The sequence below is a fragment of the Natronospira proteinivora genome, assembly GCF_024170465.1.
GTDB classification, from domain to species: domain Bacteria; phylum Pseudomonadota; class Gammaproteobacteria; order Natronospirales; family Natronospiraceae; genus Natronospira; species Natronospira proteinivora.
Map to the genome: position 1 here is coordinate 1027754 of NZ_JALJYF010000002.1, position 17131 is coordinate 1044884.

At 60.7% G+C, this 17131-nt stretch carries 15 protein-coding genes; 9 read left to right on the plus strand and 6 right to left on the minus strand.

Annotation, left to right across the window (positions count from 1 at the left end):
- Positions 1–65: 65 nt before the first annotated feature.
- Positions 66–647, minus strand: coding sequence for a YceI family protein (locus J2T60_RS11645; protein ID WP_253450329.1), 582 nt, complete (start codon positions 645–647; stop codon positions 66–68).
- A complete protein-coding gene (locus tag J2T60_RS11650; RefSeq protein ID WP_253450332.1) occupies positions 644–1231 on the minus strand; it encodes a cytochrome b in 588 nt (195 codons plus the stop codon). Before J2T60_RS11650 ends, J2T60_RS11645 begins: the two co-directional genes overlap by 4 nt.
- Positions 1232–1630: 399 nt before the next feature.
- On the opposite strand from J2T60_RS11650, the gene J2T60_RS11655 reads away from it, so the two are divergent.
- On the plus strand, positions 1631–3769 hold the full coding sequence (locus tag J2T60_RS11655) for a carbohydrate binding family 9 domain-containing protein (RefSeq protein ID WP_253450335.1): 2139 nt from the start codon (positions 1631–1633) through the stop codon (positions 3767–3769).
- 111 nt (positions 3770–3880) lie between these two features.
- On the opposite strand, the gene J2T60_RS11660 is transcribed toward J2T60_RS11655, so the two are convergent.
- Positions 3881–6286 (minus strand): DUF305 domain-containing protein, encoded by a 2406-nt coding sequence (locus J2T60_RS11660; RefSeq protein ID WP_253450338.1) that lies wholly within the window; start codon positions 6284–6286, stop codon positions 3881–3883.
- A gap of 161 nt (positions 6287–6447) precedes the next feature.
- Here J2T60_RS11660 and J2T60_RS11665 point away from each other — a divergent pair, with 161 nt between their 5' ends.
- The 3 genes from J2T60_RS11665 (at position 6448) to J2T60_RS11675 (ending at position 9535) form a co-directional block, all read left to right on the plus strand.
- On the plus strand, positions 6448–7302 hold the full coding sequence (locus J2T60_RS11665) for a M48 family metallopeptidase (RefSeq protein ID WP_253450341.1): 855 nt from the start codon (positions 6448–6450) through the stop codon (positions 7300–7302).
- 43 nt (positions 7303–7345) lie between these two features.
- Positions 7346–8998: an ABC-ATPase domain-containing protein gene (locus tag J2T60_RS11670; RefSeq protein ID WP_253450344.1), complete on the plus strand. Its 1653-nt coding sequence runs from the start codon at positions 7346–7348 to the stop codon at positions 8996–8998.
- A gap of 69 nt (positions 8999–9067) precedes the next feature.
- Positions 9068–9535 carry a DUF6491 family protein gene (locus J2T60_RS11675; RefSeq protein WP_253450347.1) on the plus strand — a complete coding sequence of 156 codons (468 nt, stop codon included), beginning with the start codon at positions 9068–9070 and terminating at the stop codon, positions 9533–9535.
- On the opposite strand, the gene J2T60_RS11680 is transcribed toward J2T60_RS11675, so the two are convergent.
- Entirely contained in the window at positions 9536–10225 is a 690-nt protein-coding gene (locus J2T60_RS11680; protein WP_253450350.1) for an SDR family oxidoreductase, read from the minus strand.
- A gap of 104 nt (positions 10226–10329) precedes the next feature.
- Here J2T60_RS11680 and J2T60_RS11685 point away from each other — a divergent pair, with 104 nt between their 5' ends.
- Entirely contained in the window at positions 10330–11628 is a 1299-nt protein-coding gene (locus J2T60_RS11685) for a tol-pal system YbgF family protein (protein ID WP_253450353.1), read from the plus strand.
- 8 nt (positions 11629–11636) lie between these two features.
- Here J2T60_RS11685 and J2T60_RS11690 read toward each other — a convergent pair whose 3' ends face one another.
- Positions 11637–13121 (minus strand): rhomboid family intramembrane serine protease, encoded by a 1485-nt coding sequence (locus tag J2T60_RS11690; RefSeq protein ID WP_366518311.1) that lies wholly within the window; start codon positions 13119–13121, stop codon positions 11637–11639.
- Between the two features lie 219 nt (positions 13122–13340).
- Positions 13341–14315, minus strand: coding sequence for a malate dehydrogenase (locus tag J2T60_RS11695; RefSeq protein WP_253450356.1), 975 nt, complete (start codon positions 14313–14315; stop codon positions 13341–13343).
- A 224-nt stretch (positions 14316–14539) separates the two neighbouring features.
- Here J2T60_RS11695 and J2T60_RS11700 point away from each other — a divergent pair, with 224 nt between their 5' ends.
- Genes J2T60_RS11700 through J2T60_RS11715 form a run of 4 tightly spaced genes read left to right on the plus strand, consistent with a single transcriptional unit; the run spans position 14540 to position 17081 of the window.
- The gene (locus J2T60_RS11700; RefSeq protein ID WP_253450360.1) at positions 14540–14857 is read left to right on the plus strand and encodes a hypothetical protein; all 318 of its coding nucleotides are present in this window, start codon (positions 14540–14542) and stop codon (positions 14855–14857) included.
- Between the two features lie 59 nt (positions 14858–14916).
- Positions 14917–15276, plus strand: a complete 360-nt coding sequence (locus tag J2T60_RS11705) for a GntR family transcriptional regulator (RefSeq protein ID WP_253450363.1) — start codon at positions 14917–14919, stop codon at positions 15274–15276.
- Between the two features lie 12 nt (positions 15277–15288).
- Entirely contained in the window at positions 15289–16167 is an 879-nt protein-coding gene (locus J2T60_RS11710; protein WP_253450366.1) for an ABC transporter ATP-binding protein, read from the plus strand.
- Positions 16164–17081 (plus strand): hypothetical protein, encoded by a 918-nt coding sequence (locus J2T60_RS11715; RefSeq protein WP_253450369.1) that lies wholly within the window; start codon positions 16164–16166, stop codon positions 17079–17081. Before J2T60_RS11710 ends, J2T60_RS11715 begins: the two co-directional genes overlap by 4 nt.
- Positions 17082–17131 lie beyond the last annotated feature (50 nt).

Here is a 17131-nt window from a genome sequence, read left to right on the forward strand (position 1 = left end):
AGGGAGGCATTCTATCGAATGCCTCCCCTGATATTATCATCCTATTATTGTTTACAAGGATGGTGTTAGCGCTGGATGCCTTCCACGGAGATGCTGAGTTTTACATCTTGGCCAGCATCCCCAAGGTTGCCTTCTTCATCAATGCCAAAGTCACGCATGTCGAACTTGGTGGTGGCATAGAAACCACGACGGATGCCACCCCAGGGGTCTTCCCCGGCCCCGATATGTTCGACATCGAGGGTCACTTCCCGGGTGGTGCCGTGGAGGGTCAATTCACCAGTGACCGTGCCGTTGCCGTCACTGTCCAGCTTGCTCTCGGTGCTGACGAAACGGGCCTCCGGATACTCATCCACATGCAGGAAATCGTCACTACGCAGGTGGCGATCCCGCTCGGCATGGTTACTGTCAACACTCTCGGTCTGGATAGTGATTTCCGTACTGGCGGCTTCCGGGTCTTCCGGATCAAAGCTGAAATGGCCGTCGAAATCGTTGAAGCGGCCATGCAGCCAGGCGAAACCAAGGTGATTCACCTTGAAGTCGATAAAGGCGTGCTGACCTTCGGTATCGATGTCATAGGTCGCCGCCGTGGCGGCGGCCGGTGCCAGCAGCAGGGCTGCCAGTAGGGATGTGAGCTTGTTGATCTTCATTCTTTCTCTCCTCCGTTTGTAACTGACTGACGGGGTGACAGACCCAGCATGCGCCGGAGCGTGTCATCCCGATTGAAAAAGTGATGCTTGAGCGCGGCGGCGGCATGGATCACCACCAACGCCATGAGAATCCAGGCCGTCCATTCATGCCAGGCGCCCGCCACGGATTCCTGCTGTTCCACCACCGCCGGCAGGGCGGGAATGTCGAACCAGCCAAATACACTGATGGGCGCTCCACGGGCGGTGGGAATCATGTAGCCGCTGATGAGAATGCCGAACAACAGCAGATAGATGCCGATATGGGCCAGGTGGGCGACACGGGCCTCCCAGGGGCGGGTCCCCGGCGCCGGTTTGGGCAGCGGATTGATCAGTCGCCAGATCACCCGAAAGATCACCAGTCCGAAGAGTATCATGCCAGCGGATTTGTGAATCCACGGGGCCCGGTTATACCAGCCATCGTAATAGCCCAGCCCTACCATCCAGACCCCAAGGGCGAACAGGCCGATCACAGACAGAGCTGTGATCCAGTGCAGGGCCACATGAATGAGGCCGTAGCGATCCTCGCGGTTACGCCAGATAGCCATAATGCCGTGATTCCCCTATTACCCGCACCATCAAGCACTTAGCCCAATAGTACGATATCGTACCAAATAGTCAAGTCTGGTCTAGACCCTAAACATAGACCATGTTCGGTCATTGCCCCAGGATGGTGTGTCAAAAGGCTGGCGAATACCGACCTCGCGGGTACCTGCAGTGCGTCGAAGCCACTGTTGACATGAGGTGCCCATTGACACGGGAATGGGGCCCGTTGATTCCCTTCTCGCTTGATTGCTTTCCTCGCTCTCAGTACCTTATGCCGCCTTTCCTTTCCTGACCCCGGGAGGCGTTTCGTGCCGGTTTTTCCTTTGCGACTGTGCGCTTTTCTACCGGCCTTGATGTTTGCCGGATTCATGGTGGTTGCCCCGTGTATGGTGGAAGCTGGAATGCCGCCGGATGTGCCGCGTACCGAGGCAGCCATCACGGTGGATGGGCAGCTGGACGAGGCCGCCTGGTCCGAGGCCTTGGTGATGGAACTGCCCTATGAGACTTCCCCGGGGGAGAACATCGAGGCGCCGGTGCGCACCGAGGCCCTGCTGATGTACAGCGATACCCATCTCTATGTGGGGTTTCGGGCCTATGACCCGGATCCGAGCCGGGTACGGGCCTATTATCGTGAGCGGGATGACATCTTCGGTGATGACATGGTCTCGGTCACCCTGGACCCCTACAACGGCCAGCGCCGGGGGTATCAGCTGTTCGTCAATCCCCTGGGGGTGCAGTCGGATCTGTTCATCAATGAACTGGCCGGTACCGAGGACAGCAGTTACGAGTTTATCTGGGAATCAGCCGGGCGACTGACCGAGGACGGCTATGAGGTGGAGATTGCCATTCCCTTCAGTTCTCTGCGCTTTCCCGCCAGTCAGGATCCCATGACCTGGGGCCTGGACCTGGTTCGTTTTTATCCCCGTGACTACAGTCGCCGCTTTGCGCTGAGCCCCCTGGCGCGGGGCCAGGATTGTTATCTCTGTCAGGTGCAGCAGGTTCGCGGGTTTGCCGATACCCGCAGTGGCCGCAGTCTGGAGCTGACCCCCGAGCTGTCCCTGGGACAACGTACCTTTCCAGCGGAGTCCGGCACCGGCATGTCCCGTGAGCAGGACAGCAATCTGGGCCTGACCGCCCAATGGGCCATTACGCCGGGCTTGACCCTTACCGGCACCGTGAACCCCGATTTCTCTCAGGTGGCGGCGGATCCTTTGGAGCTGGATGTCAATGAACCTTTCGGTGTCCAGCGTGAGGAGCGCCGCCCCTTTTTCCAGGAGTCGGCGGATGTCTTTCAGACACCCATGGAGTCTGTGCAGACCCGCAACCTCATCGAGCCCTCCGCCGGTCTCAAATTGGCCGGCCAGTTGGGTGCCCAGGCCACGGGGCTTTTCCATGTGCGGGATCGTCAACTCAATCTGATTCGCCCGGGGCCGGAATCCGCCGATTTCCTGCGCCTGGATCAGGCCAGTGAGTCCACCGCCTTTCGTTTACGTCGGGATGTCCTGGCTGATTCCGGCGTGGGCATGCTGGCGACCCACCGCTCCGCCGAGGACTACGAGAACACGGTGTTGAGTGTGGACGGCCAGCTGCGCCCCAGCCGCCGGGACACCCTGCGCTATCAGTGGGCTCGTAGTGAAACCCGGGATGTATTGTCCACCGATGATGGTGAGGAGCCGCCTGGTACTGACCAGGGCCAGGCCCGTTACCTGAATTACCAACATGAGCGGCGCAATGTGTATGCCGGTCTTAGTCATGACCACCGGGATGCCGAGTTTCGGGCCGATCTGGGCTTCATGCCCCAGACCGGTTTCCAGGAGAATGCCGGCTGGGCGGGGGCCCGCTGGTTTGGTGGCGGTGTGGGCATGCTGGATGAAGTGGACTTTCAGTTGAGTCATCGTCGCAGTGATACCAGCGAAGACAATCAACCCTTGCTGCGAGAGGACCAGGCGGAGTTGGGTCTCAGTGGTATCTGGCAATCCAGCCTGGATCTGTCCGGCGAACGCTATGAGCAGTGGCATGGCGGGCAGCGTTTTGATGGCGACCGCTGGTCCGCTCGATTCCAGTTCGAGCCTCTGAGGGGACTTAGCCTGGAAACCGAGGCAAGCGGTGGGGATCAGATTGATTTTGTGGGGCTGCGTGATGGTCAGTTCGGGCGAAAGGCTCATCGCTTGCGTGCTGACATCGGCCGCCATGTGGAAGTGGATCTGCGTTACCAGCGGGAATATCTGGATTTGGCCGCCGGACGTCTGTACACGGCCACTACCCAGGAGTTACGGGCCGGTTGGTATCTGGGTCTGCGCACTTCCTTTCGTTTGATCTCCCAATGGTCGGAAGTGGAACGAAACAGCGCCCTCTATGGGGAAGGAGAAGGAGAGGACGAAACCGTTTGGGCCAATCAGGCCACCTTCACTTGGCGCCTGGATCCCCGCTCTGAATTCATTGCCGGTTTTTCCGATCGACGCAGTGGGCAAAGCAGCGAGGAATTATCCCTGGATGGTCGTCGGGTTTTTATAAAGATGAGTTACGCTTGGCAGATCTAGCAGTCAATCCCTTGAATCATCGGCAAGACCCCGGCCAAAGTGCAGCAAAGAGACGGGCCCGGGCAAGCCGTACGATCCCCGGCGCTCGCCGCACCGGGGATCGTCGGTTTCTTAAAGCTGATCCGCGATGCCGCTAAGGGTCTCACTCAGGCGCCGCAGGCGCTTGTCGGTGATTGTATTGCTGTCACCTGCTTTCTGATGGAGGGAGCGGGCCATGTCACGCAAGGTGGCTACTGCTTCGCCATTGTCCTCTGCCTGAGCCCCATCATCACTGAGTTCATCAAGCAGGGACCTCAGGGTCGTGATGCGGTCTTCGGGCAGATCCTGGCCGCGTGCCAGTTGGTCCAGATAGGCCTGGGCCACCATCGGCTCATCCGGCCAGTGGATGCGGGTTTGCTTCTGGGGGTTGAATACCGAACCTTCAGCGGCCCGCTTGGCTGCCTGGATTTCGTTCTCGGACAGGTAATCACTGGGAGTCAGCCGAAACACATCCAGCCCCCGGGCGATCTCGGTGCCGTAGATGCGGTCCTGATGCCAATAGGTGGACCAATAGCCGCCCATCACCAGTTCCTCTTCATCGATGGGGCCGCGAGCAAAGAAGGCAATCTCCTTGGGATTGGAGGCATCGGTGAAATCCACCAGTGATATGCCGCCCTGGTACCAGGCCTGAACGAAGAGATCCCGGCCCGGTACCGGCACGATGGATCCATTGTGGGCGACACAGTTTTCCTGCTCACTCTGGGGTACCGGCAGTTTGTAGTAGCTGCGGAATTCCAGTTTACCGTCCACGATTTCAAAGATGGCATCCGCCCCCCATTCCTCCGGGTCGGAGGCCCGGCAACGGGGCCGGGTACCGCCACCCCACTCATCGGTGAAGATCACCTTGTCGCCATCGTTGTTGAAGGTGGCCGAATGCCAGTAGGCAAAGTTCTCGTCCACCACTTCATCAATACGCTGCGGATTCATCGGGTCTGAGATATCGAACAGGATGCCGTTGCCGGAGCAGGCCCCCGCGGCGATCTCCAGATCCGGGAAGACGGTGATGTCATGGCAATGATTGGTCACATTGCTGCGCTGGGTATCCTCGCCATGATCGCCACCGGCCCAGAGTCCGGCCGGGTCACCGCTTTCCTTATCGGCAAACACGAAAGGGCTGTCCACGACACGGGCTGATTCGGGTTCGGCTACAGGGATCTCGACGATATCGATTCGATACAGCGCGGTTTCCTCATCCCGGTGGGGCGGTTCATCGGAGCAGCCAGCCAGCTCTTCGTCATCCCGAACGAAGCTGGTGGCCGAGTTGTAGACTACGATGCTGCCGTTCTCATCTTCCGGGCGGGAGACGATGGTGTGGGTGTGGGAGCCACGGCAGGTTTGCACGGCCGCCACCTGTTTCGGCTTTTTCAGATCGCTGATGTCGAAGATACGCAGGCCGCGGAAGCGCTCCTCACTCACGGACTCGGCCACGCCCTGCAGGCCGCAATCCAGACGGCCGCGAGCCTGCTCCACCGACATGATCAGCAAGTCCCCCACCACGGAGACATCCCCTTGCCCGCCGGGGCAAACCACCGCGCTGATCAATTCAGGCTCGCCGCCCCCGTTGCGGTCATACAGCTTGAAGCCGTGGTAGTTGCCGACCACGATCAAGTCGTCGGCAAAAGCCATGTCCGAGTTCGCAAAGCTGAGCAGGGCCGGCCGGGGTTCCGGTCTTTCCTCGTCTTCATCGGCTTCCTCCCCGGCCAGTTCTCGCAGCCGTTCCATGGGCAGGCCGGCCGGATTCTCCGGATCGTGGAAGCCGGCCGGTTTGGGCAACGAGGTAATCCGTTCCAGGTTCCAGATGGCATCTTCCGCATCGTCAAAACCGGCGGCCAGGTTGACGCGGGGATCCGGCGACAGGCTCGCCAGCAGCCGGTCCATGCGCTCGATCTCGGCACCCTGATCATTATTCACGTCGTTGGCGAACTCATACAGCACCGGGTCCTGGGCTGAACCAGACTGGGCCAGCAGATTGTCCACCATGGTGAGCGCCCCTTTGTGGTGCTCGATCATGAGGGTCAGGAACAGGGCATCAAAGTCATTGCCCGTCGCTTCTTCCAGCTCATTCATTTCCTCGGCACTGGCCATGCCGGGCATGTCCCCATGTTCGTCATCATGATGATGGTGGTGACGACCCGGCACTGATTCGTCCCGCTCCCGCAGCCAGTCCGCCATGAATTCGATTTCGTCTTCCTGGGAAGCCAGGATCCGCTTTGCCAGATCCTGGATAGCGCTGTTATTGCTGCGCTCTGGAACCAGTTCCGACATCTCGACCGCCTGCCAGTGGTGGCTGATCATGCCTTGCATGAAGTGCAGATCCGCTTCGCTGTATTCCACACTGGCCAAGTCCGATGCGCTTTCCGCATCGATGATGCGACTGTCCTGGCCGGGCGCGCCTGGTTGGATGATAGGAGCCGCAGATAGTGAAGTGTTGGCAATTAAGACAAGACCGGCAAGCAGAGCAAGCACTTTTCCATTCATGACGATATCCGTGAGTGTCCAAAAGATTAACGAACGTTATAGCCTACCGATTCTTTTGCCCGCATGCCATTGTCCGAGCACGCCGTGCCCCGACAATGAGGGCATCGCACCCGACCGATCGGTCGGCTATAATCCGGTAAGGTCCTTCAGGAGGTCATGTGATGGTGGCTGATCAGGCACGTGGCGTTTGCAGCTCTGTTCGGATGGCGGTGGCCGTGATTGTCTTGTCGCTATGCTTGATGGCTTGCCAGACCGTGCCAGAGACGGAGCGGGAACAGTTGCTATTGACCTCTCCGGATTTGGAGAAAGCGCTCGGCGATCAGGCTTTCAGTCAGGTGATGCGTTCTCATCAGGAGATTGTTGAAGGACAGGATTATGAAACCTTGCAGCGTGTCGGTCGGCGCATTGTTTCGGTGGCCCAGCCGGAATTGGCGGCACGTGGTTTCGGGGATCTGGAATGGTCTTTCCATCTAATCGATGATGACACTGCGAATGCCTTTGTGGTCCCTAGTGGCCAAGTGGTCTTTTTCCAGGGAATCATGCCGATTCTCGAAAATGAGGCAGGGGTTGCCGCTGTGATGGGCCATGAAGTGGCCCATGTGATTGCCCGCCATGGTGGTGAGCGCATCAGCCAGCGCCTGCTGGTTTCCTCTGGGACATTATTGGCCGCATCGGCACTGAGTGATGATCCTGATGAAGGCGAGCGTTGGCTCGGGGCATTGGGGCTTGCCGCCCTGTTTGCCATGGAAATGCCCTATTCCAGGACCCATGAAAGCGAAGCCGACTACCTGGGGACACGGCTGATGGCCAAGGCCGGCTATGATCCTGAAGAAGCGGTCCGAGTCTGGGAGCGAATGGAGGCTGCCACCCTCTCTCTACCGGCTTTTCTCTCGAGCCACCCAACGTCCCGCTCCCGCCGCGATGCCCTGGAGGCCGATCTGCCGGTTTTTCGTGAACTGATGCCCGATGCCGACAAACAGTCGCCGGTGCCTGTTAAGGGAGTAGGCGGCCATTGATGGCGCTTGACCCTGCCCGGCGGCCTGTGCAGGCTTGGCCGCCATGAACGCACTCAATGAACAATGCCGAAATATCGATGGCCGGAGCTATAAGGCCTACAAGCGCCTCATGGGTCGCCATGACCTGGGGGTTGGCCGGGAGCTGCTGGTGGATCATGTTCAGGCGGATCCTTTTGCACCACCAAGCCGAATGCGGTTTCGGATCTCCTGGGCCCAATGTCGCTTGCCCGATGCGGCGCTTGACGGGCCCGACCGACGGCGGGCTGCCCGGGATTGGTTGGCTCGTTGTTTCCGTGCCGAGACGCGTACGGAAAATGTCCTGTCCATCGACGCCGGTGGCCAAACGGTGCTGGAGCGAAGCTGCGTGCTGTTTGACGAGTCGGGCGTGGAGTTGCGCCTGAAAGTGGCCTTGCCCGCCCGGGGACGCAAGATCATGGGGCGTCAGGCGGCCGAGGCCCTCACGGAGCGCTTGCCCGCCGTGGCGCAGGCGATTCTTTGCCCCGAAGGGGCGGATATCGATGCCATGATCCGCCACTGCCAAGTGGTGGAAGACCAGGCCGCCATGCGTCGATCCCTGGTCGAGCGGGGCCTGGTGGCCTTTGTGGCGGACGGCAGTGTTCTGCCCCGTGCTTCCGGTGTCTCGGAGGGGCCATTGCCCGAGGCCGTGCCCTTCGAATCTCCGGATTCCCTGCGCGTCACCCTGGATCGGCCCAATGCCGGTCCCATTGCCGGGATGGGGCTGCCCTCGGGCGTCACCCTCATTGTGGGTGGTGGCTATCACGGCAAGTCCACTTTGCTTTCTGCCTTGCAGGAAAGCATCCATGATCATGTGGCCGGGGATGGCCGAGAGGCGGTAGTCACCCGTGCCGATACCATGAAGATCCGTGCCGAGGATGGCCGCAGTGTGGCCGGTGTCGATCTGAGCCCCTTCATCGGCGAGTTGCCGGGGGGCAGCGATACCCGCTGTTTCCACAGTCAGGATGCTTCCGGGAGTACCAGCCAGGCCGCTGCCCTGCTGGAGGCCCTGGAGGCCGGCAGCCGTTGTCTGTTGATGGATGAGGACACCTCGGCCACCAACTTCCTGATCCGCGATGAGCGCATGCGCCAACTGGTGTCGGCGGACGAGGAGCCTATCACCCCCTTTGTGGACCGCATTCGCAGCCTGGCCGAGGAAGGGGTATCCACGCTGCTGGTGCTGGGCGGCTCGGGGGATTATCTGCCTGTGGCTGATACCGTGGTTCAGATGAAAGCCTTCCAGCCCCTGGATGTGACCCGGAGGGCCCGGGAAATCGGCGGTGAGCCACCGGAACCGGTGGCCGGGCCGGATTTGCTGCCTGTCGCTCGGACTCTGAAGATGCCGGCCCTGCGGGAGGCTATTCTGGGTCGCAAGGGACGGATGCGAATCCGGGTGCGGGAGACCGGCCTAACGGTGGGGGCCGCCGAGATCAATCTGGCGGCGGTGGAACAATTGCAGGACCCTTCCCTGCAGCGAGGTGTGGCCTGGCTTCTCATGGCCCTGATTGGAGAAGAAGGTCCGGCCCGACTGGAAGGCCTGCCCGGCAAGCTGGCCGAATGGTTGGACCGGGAGGACTGGCATGGTCTGGCCGGTAGCACCCCGGTGGATGCGGCCCGGCCCCGGGTTGTAGACGTGCTGGCCACCTTGTCCCGTTTGCGGGCCGTTCAACCCTGCTTCTAGCCACGCTTGTGAAGCAAGCGGTGAAACCCTATCTTTTAAGGGTATGACCCTAGCGACAGGAGGCGGGCCATGATTCATGCACCCCGATTTCATCATACCCTGATGGTGGTGGTCGTCCTGTTGCCCTTTGTGGTGATGGCCTGTGCCGGTTCACCGGCCAGCGAACGCCGGGCCGAACGGGAATCCATTGCCGAAATCTACGAGCGGCATGCCACCGGCTCCCGGGATCAAACGGTCTACCCGGCGGTGGATCGCTGGTTCTCCCTGGATGAGAAGCTGGTGGTCCGAACCCGGGACGATAAGTACTTCCTGGTGGAAGTCAGCCCGGTGTGCGCCAATGAGCTGCATTTTGCCTCGGTCCCACGCATCAGCCTGGACCAGCAATCCCGCAATCGTCTGACCCGGCAGGACCGCATCATCATGGGTGAACAATCCTGCCGCATTACGGGTATCTGGCGGGTGGATCACGAAGCGGCCCGGGCAGAACTGGACGAAGAAGGCATTGAACATGCCTTTCTGCGGATTCGCGAGCGCTGATCAAGCCTTGAGGGGTGTTGGCCGGATCAGGATCTCGTTCACATCCACCCGCTTAGGCTGTGACAGGGCATAGAGAACCGCCGCGGCGATGTCCTCGGGCAGCATGTATTGTTCCGGGGTTTGGTCGAAGAAGGGGGTGTCCACCACGCCGGGTTCCAGCAGCGTGACCCTGATCCCCGTGCCCCGCAACTCTTCCCGCAAGTTGTAGCCGATGCCGGTAACCGCCCACTTGCTGGCGCTGTACATGGAGCCGGGAATAGTGGCTCGTCCGGCGGCGGATCCGGTAAGAATGATATGCCCTTCGCTTTCCTTCAGGGCCGGCAGCGTGGCCTGTATGGTCAGGGCCACGCCGTAAATGTTGGTCAGTACCAGATCCTTCCAGCTGGCCGGGTCGGCTTCGGCAAAGCCGCCCGGGCTGCCGCCACGGCCGGCGTTGGCGAAGACGGCATCCAAGCGACCGAAGTGTTCCAGACTTCGTTTCACCAGCGTCTTCTGGGAAGCCTCGTCGGTGACATCGCAGCCCAGCGCCAGGGTCTTGTCCGGTCCGCCCAGTTCCCGCGCCAGCGCGTCGAGCCGTTCCTGTCGGCGGGCGGCAATCACCACACGATAGCCGGCCCGCACGGCATGGCGGGCGGTTTCCTCACCGATGCCGCTGGAGGCCCCGGTAATCAACAAGACTGGATCGGTCATAATCCGCTCCCTTGCGCGATGGGATCAAACTACCCAGAATAAACGGTATTGGGGAAATAGTATGACGTTTTTGACCTGCCGTGCACATGGGAAAAGGGGGCTTTATGGCATTGTTGGACGATGAGGAGCGTATTCCGCCGGTCTGGGAACGCTTGCCGAGGATATTCCTTTACCCCCTGCATTCCGCCTGCCTGGTGGCCCTGGGTCTTTACTCCCTGTTGTACCTGGCGGGCATGTATTTCCCTCTGGCCGGCTGGTTACTGGTGTTGCTTGCCTATGTGGGGCTCTACAAGTTCGCCGCCGACTGCCTGGAGGCCACCGCCTATGGGCAATTGACACCGCCGGAGACCCAAAGCGCCAGTACCAGCTGGATGCTGTTGAAGCTGTTCGGCCTGTTGTTTGTTCTGTATTTCACGCTGGGGCTGGTGGTGGCCACCACCGGGTCGGTTTTCCTGACGGTGATCACTGGTCTGGTCTTCGCCCTTTGCCTGCCGGCCGCCATCATGATCGTGGTGATGACCAACAGCCTGCTCAATGCCCTGAACCCTCTGGGCTGGATGACCGTCATCACCCGCATCGGCTGGGGTTACTTCATTGCGGTATTGCTGCTGGCCCTGTTGCTGCTTAGCCAGGGTGTGGCGGAAACCCTCTTGGTTAATCTGGCCGGGCTTGGCGCCATGACGGCGGTGGGTCTGTTCTTTATTGGGGGTTATTTCCTGATCGCCAGTTACCATCTGATGGGCTATCTCATCTTCGAAAACCATGAGGCTCTGGGAGTGGATGCCCGGGTGCCCAGCGAGTCGCCCCAGTCGCCGGAGGCGGGGGGCGATTCACCCCTGCTTCAGGAAGTCCGAGCGCTGGTCAGGGACGGCCAAGTGGATGAGGCGGTTCAATCCCTGAAACAGTCTCTCAATCAGGGCGGTCTGCCCGAAGAGCATGATCAGTACCGGCGGCTGCTCAAGCTGAAAGAGGATGAGGCGGGTCTGCTGGAACATGCCCGTGCCTATATCCCCGTTCTGCTTTATGGTCTGGAACAGGAAAAAAAGGCCATGAACATTGCCGCCGAGTCACTCAAGCAGGACCCCGACTTCAGGCCCAAGGAGCCCAAGCAGGTACTGGATCTGGCTCGGGTGATGGATCGTTTTGGGGATTATGAATCCATCATCCGGATCACCAATGGTTTCGCCAAACAGCATCCCCATCACCCGGATGTGGCCGAGAATTACTACCTGGCGGCCAAGGCCCTGTGGTTCGGCCGAGGCAAGGGCCAACAGGCGGCCGGTATTCTCAAGCAGTTGCGCCAGCGTTATCCCGAGCATCCCCTGGCCGATGACATGAAGCGCCTGGTTGAGATCATCCAGGGTGGCGGGCAGTTGGGTCGTATGAAGCCCTCCGGGGCCTAGCAGTGTCCTTACTGATTCAACAGGGTTCGGGCGGCCTGGCGTTGGCCGGGTCGTTCTGCCCGGGCCTCGGCCTGCTCCAGATAGGGCTTGGCGGCTCCCATGCCGCTTTGCTGGAGCAGTCGCCGGCCCAGCATCAGGCAGGCATCGGCCAAGCCTGGAACCGCTTTGCGGGTTCGGAGCAATGCCCGCAGCAGACGACTGGCCTCTTCCAGTTCACCCCAGCGGGTCAGGCGAGCTGCTAACTCAAGCAAGGTGGCCGGGCGCAGGCGAATTCGGCCCTGCTGTCGGTAATCCTTGAGGGTTTCCACGATCAGGGCCCGGATGGGCGGGGTTTCTCCGGGGATGAGAAAGATCTGTTCGGCTGCCTGGTGGCGTTCCGGGTCATCGGTCTTTAACTTGCAGGCGGCGTACCAGCAGCGATTGACATCCGGATCATGGGGATGGCGTTCCAGCAGGGGGCGAAGCTTGAGTTTGGCCCGGTCGGGCTTGAGGTCGGCCACGGCCTCGCGGGCTTCACGCAAAGCCGCCTGATCTTCCTCCCGGCGGCTGTCTTCCTCCAGAAAGGCCTCCCTGGCCAATCCCAGCCGTCGAATCGCCAAGCCCATCAGGGCCCCGGCCACCAGGCCGCCAATATGGGCCTCGTAGGCCACATTACTGCCGCTGTCCAGCAGGAACTGAAAGACCTCCCAGCCCAGCCAGGCCGGCAACAGCACAATCGCCGGTGCCCGGACATAATCAAAATAGACAAAGAACCAGTAAAAGAACCGCACCCGGCGGCGCCCGTACAGCACGGCATATAGCCCCATAAGCCCGGCAATGGCCCCGGATGCCCCCAGCATGCCCCCGGCACTACCCCAGTTCACCGCCAGTGAAAGACCGGCGGCTGCCAAGCCGGAGACCAGATAGCTGCCCAGGAACAGACCCCGCCCAAGCGCCCCTTCCACCAGCAGGCCCAGCAAGACCAGAAACAGCATATTGCCGAACAGGTGCATGAAGCTGCCGTGCATGAACATGTGGGTGAGGAATGTAAGTGGCCGGGTATCCTGCTGACTGAGCAGATACTGACGGGAGAAGCTTTCGTCCAGGATGGCTTCGTATTCCCGGCGTTTATCGGCCCAGGCTTGCCAGTCCTCGCTGCTCCGCTCGGCAAAGGCGCCGGCCTCGGCCTGGTCCAGGAAACGGGGGTGGCCTTCAATTACATGGGCCTGGTAGCTGGCCAGGAACAGATCGGGCGCGCCCTGGGCGCGCAAGTCCTCCACCTCCTGGTATTGCTGCCAATGGGCGCGGTCTGCTGGCTCAACGGCCTGTTCAAACCATTCCCATTCGGTCTCGGCCAGGCTGCTTTCCAGGTAGTAGCGGGCACCATCCTCTTCGATCTTTCCGTCACTGCCTTGCAGGCCGAAGAACACCAACAGGTTGAGCAGCAACAGGACGGCGGTGACGTAGGGGAAGTTCTCGCGGTTGGGCTTTTTATGCAGTGGCAGGATGATCACGTTGTACTGGACGGCGGTGTTGGCCGCCGTGCTCCCCCTTCCTTGTTCCCCATTCGTGATGATTATGCCAAGGCCCGACCGGGATTTCGATGGAGGTCGGATCTCCCCGGCCCTGGTGTCCTTGGATTGTCGTCCGGAATGGCAATGCCGGAAGGGGCTCGCGCAAACAAAAAAGCCCCGCCGGTTCTGGCGGGGCTTTTGGCTTGGCTCAGGGTAGAGTCAGAGCAGTTCCTTGACGCCTTCCCGTTCCTCGCGCAGTTCCTCGTCCGTGGCGGTCATGCGCTCGCGGCTGAAGTCGTTGATCTCCAATCCCTGAACGATTTCGTAATCGGCACCTTTGCAGATGACCGGGAAGCTGTAGATGACGCCTTCCTTGATGCCGTAGCTGCCGTCGGCGGGCACGGCCATGCTTACCCACTCGCCGTTGCTGCCCAGATGCCAGTCATGCATGTGATCAATGGCGGCGGAAGCAGCGGAGGCGGCGGAGGAGGCGCCGCGGGCCTTGATGATGGCGGCACCGCGCTGCTGCACGGTGGGAATGAAGCTGTCCTTGTACCAGTCATCATCCACCAGCTCGGCAGCGGCCTTGCCGTCCACGGTGCACTGGCTGATATCCGGATACTGGGTGGCGCTGTGGTTGCCCCAGATGATCATGCCCTTGATGTGGCTGTTGTGGCTGCCGGTCTTGTTGGCCAGTTGGCCCAGGGCCCGGTTATGGTCCAGCCGCGTCATGGCCGTGAAGTTGCGCGGGTTTAGATCCGGGGCATTGGCCTGGGCAATCAGGGCATTGGTGTTGGCCGGGTTCCCTACTACCAGCACTTTCACATCACGGCTGGCGTGGTCGTTCAGGGCCTTGCCCTGAGGACCGAAGATCTTGCCGTTCTCCTTGAGCAGATCCTTGCGCTCCATGCCGGGGCCTCGGGGTTTGGCACCCACCAGCAGCGCGAAATCCGTGTCCTTGAAGCCCACCGAGGGGTCGTCGGTGGTGACGATGTCGGCCAGCAGGGGGAAGGCGCAGTCATCCAGCTCCATGGCCACGCCCTCAAGGGCGTCCATGGCCGGGGGGATCTCCAACAGCTGCAGAATCACCGGCTGATCTTTGCCCAGCATGTCGCCGGCGGCGATGCGGAAGGCCATGGCATAGCCGATCTGGCCGGCGGCCCCGGTAATGGTCACGCGAAGCGGTTCTTTCATCGTCTGCTCCCTTGAATTGAGTGGTGGATTCGTCGCCCCGGGGCTGCCAACGCAGCGGCCCCGCTGGGGGAGGGCCCCCGAGTGGCGCGTATTCTAGCATCCCGGCGCCACCCCTGCTGTTGCCCCGATGGGTAAAAAATAATCACCCACCCCTTGCATTCGTCAGATTTGGTGTTATAGTTAGCTACAACAGCAAACGGGGCAAGGCCCCACGGAGGTGGAAAATGAAAGCACGCACGATTCAACAAAGCATTTTGATGATCGCATTGACGGCGGGGATGGCGGTATCCGCCCAGGCCGCTACCCACGATCTGGACGCCCAGAGCTTTGATCGCCTGGCTATCAACCAGTCGGTGGTCCTGGGGCTGAGCGAGGCCCGTCAGGCCCTGCGCGAGCAACGCCAGGACTGGCTCCAAACTTCGCTCAATGGCGAGATGGCCCAACAGGACTGGTACATTTCCGACCCGGCCATGCGTATCGCCGGGAACCCGATGGCCGCCCGTTTGGCTAGTGGGCTGGTGATATATATCGGTAACCGTTAATGTAGTGACCGCGACCGGCTTGCCGGGAACCGACAGGCCCAAGAGTGCCGAGGCAGACCATGGATCAAGACTGGAATGACAATCAGCCCATTTATCGCCAGTTGCGGGACCGGGTGGTGGATATGATCCTGGAGGGAACCCTTGCGGAGGGGGATGCCCTGCCCTCGGTGCGTAATGTGGCTACGGAATACCAGATCAATCCCCTGACTGTGCTCAAGGCCTATCAGGCCTTGCAAGACGAGGAATTGGTGGACAAGCGTCGAGGCCGGGGCATGTTCGTGCGCGACGGTGCCGTGGATAAGCTGCGAGCCTCTGAGCGCCAACAATTTCTGGAGCAGGAATGGCCCCTGATTGTCGAGCGCGTGGAACGCCTGGGACTGGATCTGGACGAGCTGCTCAAGGCAGCAGGTCGCAACTAGGGAGACAGCAACATGAATGCCGTAATCAAGGCCAATGGTCTGAAAAAGCGCTATGGACGCACCGAGGCCCTGTCGGGTGTGGATCTGGAAGTCCAGCCCGGTTCCATCGTGGGTCTGATCGGGCCCAATGGGGCGGGCAAGACTTCTGCCCTCAAGGCGATTCTCGGCCTGACCCGTTTCGAGGGGGAATTGGAGGTCATGGGCCAGGATCCACGCCGGGCACGTCAGGAGCTGATGAAGGATGTCTGCTTCATCGCCGACGTGGCGGTGTTGCCACGCTGGTTGAAGGTGCGCCAGGCCCTGGATTTCGTGGAGGGTATCCATCCCCGCTTCGATCGCCAAAGGGCCGAAGACTTTCTTGACCGGACCGAGATTCGCCGGGACCGGAAGGTGGGGCAGCTCTCCAAGGGCATGATCACCCAGCTGCATCTGGCCCTGATCATGGCCATCGATGCCAAGCTGCTGGTGCTGGATGAGCCCACTCTGGGACTGGATATTCTCTATCGCAAAAGTTTCTACGAGAACCTGCTGAACGATTATTTCGATGGCGACCGTACCATTCTGGTCACCACCCATCAGGTGGAAGAGATCGAGAAGATCCTCACCCATGTGATGTTCATCAAGGCCGGCAAAATCGTCCTCAATGAGGAGATGGAGTCCCTGCCCCAGCGCTTTTCGGAAGTGCTGGTCAAACCGGAGCGAGCGGACGAGGCCCGGGCCATGCATCCCCTGCATGAACGAGAGCTGCTGGGCCGCCATCTTTTCCTGTTCGAGAACGAGGATCATGAAAAACTCTCGGCCCTGGGTGAGATTCACAGTCCCGGAATTGCCGATATCTTCGTTGCCAAAATGGGACAAGGGCGGGCCACCGCCGGGGAGGTCCAGTCATGATCCGGCAATTGCAGACCCTCATCCGACGCGAACTCTGGGAACACAAGGCTCTCTGGATTGCCCCGGTGGTGACCGCCGCACTGCTTTGGGTCGCCACCTTCTGGGCCCTGGCGAGCATGGTTGCCAGCCCGGAGGGCGTGAGTGCCTTTAATGAACATGCGGTGCCGGAACTGGCTGGCGAAGGCGCCAGCCAGATGGCCCACGGCATGGTCCGGGCCGGCATCGCCTTGCTCTATCTGGTGACCCTGGTGGTGCTGTTCTTCTATGTCCTGGACAGCCTCTATGGAGAGCGCAAGGACCGCAGCATTCTTTTCTGGCGCTCCCTGCCGGTCTCGGACACCCTCACCGTGATTTCAAAGGTGGTGGTGGCACTGCTGGTGGCGCCACTGATCGTGATTGCCATTGCCCTGATACTGGAATTGCTGGACCTGGTAACCACCGCCCCCCTGATGGCCCTGGGGACGGATCTCGGTTATTGGGACTTCCTGCAACCCGGTGCAGTGATCATGGCGCTGCTGGAATCCCTGCGGGACATGTGGTTGCTGGGGCTATGGTATCTGCCCTTCTTCGGCTGGCTGTTCCTGGTGTCGGCTTGGGCCCGCAAGGCGGCCTTCCTATGGGCGCTGCTGCCGCCGATGGGAGTGGCGCTGGCCGAATACCTGTTGTTCCGAAGCATCCACTTCCTGTCCCTGATCGGGGAGCAGTTTGCCCTGCCGTTCAAGAACATGGCGGAAAACCAGTTTGGCTTCCGCTTTGACACTGACCGGGGTGTCAGCGAAATCCAGACTAGTACCGCCGAATTGACTGGGCTCAGTGGTCTGGCCGAGCCCGCCTTCTGGGTGGGGCTGGCCCTGGGCATTGGCATGTTGGCGGTGGCCGTCGCCATCCGTCGTTATCGGGGTGAAACCACCTGAGCCATCAAGCCAAGCCCTAAGCGGCTGTCTCAAAAAGCCCGGCCTTAAAA

Excerpts from the sequence above, each read along its gene's own strand:
- J2T60_RS11710 (WP_253450366.1), top strand. The coding sequence starts at position 15,289 with ATGAATGCCGTAATCAAGGCCAATGGTCTGAAAAAGCGCTATGGACGC.
- J2T60_RS11705 (WP_253450363.1), top strand. The coding sequence starts at position 14,917 with ATGGATCAAGACTGGAATGACAATCAGCCCATTTATCGCCAGTTGCGG.
- J2T60_RS11670 (WP_253450344.1), top strand. The coding sequence starts at position 7,346 with ATGAACGCACTCAATGAACAATGCCGAAATATCGATGGCCGGAGCTAT.
- J2T60_RS11660 (WP_253450338.1), bottom strand. The coding sequence starts at position 6,286 with ATGAATGGAAAAGTGCTTGCTCTGCTTGCCGGTCTTGTCTTAATTGCC.
- J2T60_RS11655 (WP_253450335.1), top strand. The coding sequence starts at position 1,631 with ATGCCGCCGGATGTGCCGCGTACCGAGGCAGCCATCACGGTGGATGGG.
- J2T60_RS11645 (WP_253450329.1), bottom strand. The coding sequence starts at position 647 with ATGAAGATCAACAAGCTCACATCCCTACTGGCAGCCCTGCTGCTGGCA.
- J2T60_RS11695 (WP_253450356.1), bottom strand. The coding sequence starts at position 14,315 with ATGAAAGAACCGCTTCGCGTGACCATTACCGGGGCCGCCGGCCAGATC.
- J2T60_RS11700 (WP_253450360.1), top strand. The coding sequence starts at position 14,540 with ATGAAAGCACGCACGATTCAACAAAGCATTTTGATGATCGCATTGACG.
- J2T60_RS11715 (WP_253450369.1), top strand. The coding sequence starts at position 16,164 with ATGATCCGGCAATTGCAGACCCTCATCCGACGCGAACTCTGGGAACAC.
- J2T60_RS11650 (WP_253450332.1), bottom strand. The coding sequence starts at position 1,231 with ATGGCTATCTGGCGTAACCGCGAGGATCGCTACGGCCTCATTCATGTG.
- J2T60_RS11685 (WP_253450353.1), top strand. The coding sequence starts at position 10,330 with ATGGCATTGTTGGACGATGAGGAGCGTATTCCGCCGGTCTGGGAACGC.
- J2T60_RS11665 (WP_253450341.1), top strand. The coding sequence starts at position 6,448 with ATGGTGGCTGATCAGGCACGTGGCGTTTGCAGCTCTGTTCGGATGGCG.
- J2T60_RS11675 (WP_253450347.1), top strand. The coding sequence starts at position 9,068 with ATGATTCATGCACCCCGATTTCATCATACCCTGATGGTGGTGGTCGTC.
- J2T60_RS11680 (WP_253450350.1), bottom strand. The coding sequence starts at position 10,225 with ATGACCGATCCAGTCTTGTTGATTACCGGGGCCTCCAGCGGCATCGGT.